The sequence below is a fragment of the Natronincola peptidivorans genome, from assembly GCF_900111615.1.
Classification (GTDB): Bacteria; Bacillota; Clostridia; order Peptostreptococcales; family Natronincolaceae; genus Natronincola_A; species Natronincola_A peptidivorans.
The window spans coordinates 1-5,070 of record NZ_FOHU01000044.1; the positions used below are offsets into that span (position 1 = coordinate 1).

Sequence of the window (5,070 nt, forward strand, 5' to 3'; positions counted from 1 at the left end):
TGTAAATATAGTAACTCAAGGAGAAACCAATATAGAGGAAGTTGTAGTAAAAGAAGGTGTAAGTGGAACCCTAGTAAGCCTGGGAAATGATACTACCATCACCAAGCTAGTGGCAGATGCAAGGATAGAAGTAGAAGGTGAAGGAACTATAAAAGAAGCATCAGGAAAAGAAGTAAGAAATACTATTTTTGAAAAAGCACCAGAAAGAATAATATTGCCAACTAGCGGTAGGGAAAGAAGCAGTAGCAGGGCTGTAACTGCCATAAAGATATCACCAGCACAAGTAACGGCAAGCTATGATTTTAATCAAACCTTCACACTAACCATAGAAAATCATACAGTCACACAAGCTGTTTATACAGAAGATATTACACTTGGGGGCGTCTTTACAGGTTTAAACCTAGGTGATGTAGACAGAATAAATCATTCTACAGTAACGGCAGCAGTATATGGCAGGCTGACCAGTGGAGGAATAGGAACAATTACCCTAGACAAAAAAGCCTTAGTCAATAGTGTAAATTCACTAAAAGCAAATGTAATAGTAAATGAGCTAGAGATGAAGGTGTCACCAGCACAAGTAATACCAGACAATAATTTTGGCCAAATCTTTACATTAACACTAGAAAAGGATACAGTTACAGAAGCAGTTTGCAGAGAGCATATATCACTTGGTGGGGTTTTTAAGGGATTAAGCCTAGGTGATGTAGATAGAATAAATCATTCTACAGTAACAGCAGCAGTATATGGAAGTCTCACAAGTACGGGCATAGGAACAATTAGTTTGGACAAAGATGCTTTGGTCAATAGTACAAAATCATTAGAAGTAGATGTGATGGTATATAAAGGCATAGTGACAGAAGCTATTTTACTCTTTGATCAAATGATAGGTTCTCTAATAACACCTGTAATCATAACTCCAGAAGGAGTAACAGCAGGAGCAACAGTAGCATATCAATGGCAGTATCAGATTGGAGGAGAAGGCGACTGGATTGATATTAATGGTGCTACTTTAGGGCTATATATTATAGAAGACCCAGTTGCAATAGGAGATAAACTAAGAGTAGTGGTTACAGGCATAGGATATTACACAGGCACAGTAGAAAGTAATTCAGTCACGATTGTTGAGGAGGAATCACACTCTTGTCCTTTTGTATATTCTTATAATGGTGATAAATTTCATTTTGAGCATGAAGCTATACCTTTTGCAGTAAATAGAGCACTGGAAACCACTTCCTATGGAACCCTCCGTCATTTAAGGGCAGTGGATGACAAATACTACGTAAGAATAGTGGAAGAATTAGAAGAGAAATCCTTTGTAAATGATTTCCAATTAATTGCAGTGGATTATCCAGCTGATGAAGGTATACAAGAGGTTATGGCAGATATCTATGGAAATCCTCATACCATCAAGAATAGAATTGCACCTATTGAGTTTATCGATTCTAGTGGAACCAGCAGGTTAGAGGAGGTAACTAAAGAAGGTGAATTGGTGGGCTCTAAAGGGAATATAGTAGATACGGGTAAATATGTAGAAACATATGATGTCACCTTTAACAAACCTCAAGATATTGGTAATGAAGCTAAATTGATGATTGCTACTCAGAAGACGGGGTTGATTAACCAGTTAGGCTCTTTCATTATCGACAAAATTGATGGGACAAATAATATGTGGTGGATTGAAAGCGTACTGGAAACACCATCCTACAAAGACAAACTTCTTGATTTTGTCAGTTTGGTTAACTTGAGAGTAGAACTATGGGATGGTGATGAATGGGTGAAACAAGGGGAAATAAAGGCGGGAATGCATTTGCTTGAAGAATTCCTTGTTCTATTGGATCTTAGTGCTATTAAAGATCCAGCCAGTGAAATAAAAGTTCGTCTAAGCTCAGGTTTTGGTTTCTACGAAATCCATCAGATAGCCATTGATTATTCGGAAAATCATATTACAAGCATTATAGAACTGGAGCCAGAGACAGCGGTCTTCAATGGAGAAGAGGATGTAAAATCCATCATTGGAGAATTTGACAACGATAATAGATTAAGGATGGTAAATGGAGATATCATTGAATTCGTATATAATGCTCCTGAACTAGATGAGAATCACCAGAGAGGATTTATAGTAGGTTTAAAAGGATACTACTATATTGATCCCTATACCATAGAAAACCCTCTGGCGAAGGAGTGGGAAGGCAAGGATGCTTTGGAGATTATCCAAGAGGCATTAGATGTGACGCCTGATGCTGTCCATGCTATGCCAGGTCTAAATTGGCTGATGGACCTTATGGAATCCACCTATGAGGCGCCTTTAGAAGAAAAAATAAAAACATTCTTTATTGAAAATATTCTTTAATAGAATCATGATAAAGCCCTCTTGAGATATTTTATCTTAGAGGGCTTTTCTTTTTAATAAAAAACTATTGCAAAGTATCAATAATATCTGAAATAACAGTAGCAACCTCATTTCTATCAACAATACTGTTTTCAGCTGTAAAGCTTGATTGCATAAAATCTGAAAAACTTTCTACAATTCCTCTATCTCTGATGATGATATTATCTGATACTTTAAACTCAGTGTAAGAAGGTACAATATAAAGCAACTCACTCCCAATGGTGTAAACAGCGAAGTCAGAGTCATAAAAGATGTTATTCTCCTTCATGATGTAAAGAGAATAATTTTCTTGTTCTTTTACAAATTTTAAAAGATTATTTAATATCCTAATTCGTTCACTTTTACTAAATTTAATGCCCTTGTATATTTTCAGCTCGCCGGTTTCTGCAAAGCTTTTAAGACCTGCCAGGGAAACAATTTCAAGGGCTTTACTTTTCTGCAACCGCTGGTGAAAGAGCTCTATTCTTTTTAAAAGCAATTGCGCTACTCCTTTTGGAGCAGTATGTTCCTTTTCTTTTTTCCTTATGATATCAGCAGGAAAAGTATAGAAGCCATTTTCTGGATGCAACAAAGAGGTACTTGCCTGCACCATGTGCTCGTATTCATACATATAAAGGGACTGTCTTTCATAGGTTTCCAGATTGATAAATAATGGTAGACAATCATTACAGATTTTGGTGAACTCTTCATTCATTATCTTAATGATTTCTGAAGATTCAGCAGTATAAAGAATACCATTTTCAAAATCCTCTGAAAAGACAAAAGCAGTTTTGGAATCGATACTGATAAAATTAGGAAAAAATGTTTCATAGGTTTCAGTTTTCGAGTTCTCTGTTGAGTAATATACCCTATATGTCTTTTCGAAAGAAGACAGAGGAAAAAGTGAACTAAGGATTTTTAAATTATGTAACTTATTCTTTTTCAGTAAAGTGTCCTTAAAGCGAATGATATGTTTTATAGATAGCTCTCGTTTGCTGTGGGTTGCTTCACTTAAGATTTTAGTAAGTATGTTGACAAAATCCTTCATTTCTGACTGCAAAATTATTTTGACAGAGGAAACATCTGAACTCTCATTAATTGAATCCAATAGAGAAAAAAGCATACTCATAACAGCTTGCTTGTTTTTTACCGGCAGGATGCCAGTATTTCCATCTGCTAGCTTCTGAGTTCTGAAAGCATATTGGTAGTCTATACCCTGCTGGTGAATCTTACTGTCCATCCTGTTAAGGAGATCTATAATCAATTTTCTGCCAGTGACAATCTCCCAGCCATATAAAGTACACTCGTAGCTCTCTTGAAGCTTTTTTTGTTCGGTAGTTCTCAAATTAAGCTTTTCAGATATTTCATGCAATTGATCCACATCAGGCAACTGCTCACTGCTGAGAAATCGATAGAGCAAGGAACGGTTGATATTCATAGCAGCAGCAAAGTATTTTTTATCAATACCCTTTGAAATCAATAGTTCATTTAAATAAGAGCCAAAGTTTAATATTTCATCCATTAGTATTTTCCCCTCCTATCAACAAGCTAAATCCATTATACAATAGAGTGCAATAAAAATGCAAATGTGTTCAGAGAAATTACGAAAAAACAAATAAAACACAACGCAAATAAATCGAAATAAAATACAATAAAATAATTAAAAAATGTCGAAAAATATTGCATTTAAGAAAAACATCCTATATAGTTATAGTTATAAAAATTACATAATTTTCTTGAAACTTGACGACTAAAGGAAATTCAGCTGAAAAATTCAATAGAGGAGGGAGGTTGGAAAAGAATAAAAGAGATTTTAAAATGTGACATAGATTTTTAAAAAACTACAAAAAAGGGGGTAAGAAATTTGTGAAGAAAAAAGTAGCACTACTATTAACCATATGTATGGTTTTATCTTCCCTAGGATTAACCTTTGGGGCAAATGCATCAGACATTGAGAATCACTGGGCTAAAGGAACCATTAAAACCTGGATAAGTAATGACTTTATTAGTGGCTATCCTGATAGAAGCTTTAGACCAAACAATCCCATCACAAGAGCAGAGTTTATGGTGCTGGTAAATAAAGCCTTTGGATTCACCGAAAGAGGTGAAATAAGCTACAAGGATGTCTCAGAAGGAGAATGGTATTATAGCACAGTAGCAAGAGCTGTAGCAGCAGGCTATATGGGAGGTTATACAGATGGGAGTATGAAACCAAACCATCCCATCAGCCGTCAGGAGGTAACAGTTGTACTGTCAAAGATCACCAATACACCAGAAAACCCAAGTGCAATTGATAGCTTTACGGATGCTAGTGCTATCGCCAATTGGGCAAAGGGTTATGTAGGAGCCGCCGCAGCTAAAGGTTATATGGGGGGCTATCCAGATGAAAGCTTTAAGCCTACCAACAATATCACAAGAGCAGAAGCAGTAGTGACCCTTAATAAAGCATTAACAGCTGAGGTTGGTAAAGAGGAGCAAGAACCAGCAGAAATAGTTTATGATGAAGCAGGTACTTACGGTCCACAAACCGGAAGGATAACCATCACAAAGGATGTAATTATTAAAGCCGATGGTGTTACTCTGCAAAATAAGGTGATAGAAGGGAGTCTGACCATTGCTGAAGAAGTTGGAGATGGAGAGGTTTATCTAAACAATGTCACCGTAAAAGGGGAAACCTTTATACGAGGCGGAGGAAAAGACAG

The 5,070-nt window shown here is 36.3% G+C and carries 3 protein-coding genes; 2 read left to right on the forward strand and 1 reads right to left on the reverse strand.

What is annotated here, in order from left to right:
* The coding region (locus tag BMX10_RS18140) for a hypothetical protein (protein WP_170834890.1) at positions 1-2,350 on the forward strand (2,350 nt) is incomplete at its 5' end.
* Positions 2,351-2,414: 64 nt separating this feature from the next.
* On the opposite strand, the gene BMX10_RS17575 is transcribed toward BMX10_RS18140, so the two are convergent.
* Positions 2,415-3,890 carry a helix-turn-helix domain-containing protein gene (locus BMX10_RS17575; protein WP_090447087.1) on the reverse strand — a complete coding sequence of 492 codons (1,476 nt, stop codon included), beginning with the start codon at positions 3,888-3,890 and terminating at the stop codon, positions 2,415-2,417.
* Positions 3,891-4,234: 344 nt separating this feature from the next.
* Here BMX10_RS17575 and BMX10_RS17580 point away from each other — a divergent pair.
* On the forward strand, positions 4,235-5,070 hold an 836-nt coding region (locus BMX10_RS17580), incomplete at its 3' end, for an S-layer homology domain-containing protein (RefSeq protein WP_139176506.1).